The sequence below is a fragment of the Enterococcus sp. S183_ASV_20 genome (assembly GCF_018919685.1).
In the GTDB taxonomy this organism is placed as follows: Bacteria; Bacillota; Bacilli; order Lactobacillales; family Enterococcaceae; genus Enterococcus; species Enterococcus faecalis.
In genome coordinates, this window is record NZ_JAHLRI010000203.1 from 1 (window position 1) to 259 (window position 259).

Below are 259 nucleotides of genomic sequence, written 5' to 3' on the forward strand. Positions count from 1 at the left end.
CACCTCCTTTCTAAGGAATATTACGGAAATACACATTTCGTCTTTACTTTGTTCAGTTTTGAGAGGTCTACTCTCAATCAAATAAATTCGGGGCCTTAGCTCAGCTGGGAGAGCGCCTGCTTTGCACGCAGGAGGTCAGCGGTTCGATCCCGCTAGGCTCCATTGATAGCTTTTGCTATCAGATTCGTTCATTGAAAACTGGATATTGAAGTAAAAAGAATCAAAACAAACCGAGAACACCGCGTTGAATGAGTTTTTT

1 tRNA gene is annotated in these 259 nt (G+C 42.5%); it reads left to right on the forward strand.

Annotation, left to right across the window (positions count from 1 at the left end):
* The first annotated feature begins 89 nt into the window (after positions 1 to 89).
* A tRNA-Ala gene (locus KQI94_RS16425) sits at positions 90 to 162 on the forward strand.
* The last annotated feature ends 97 nt before the right edge of the window (positions 163 to 259 follow it).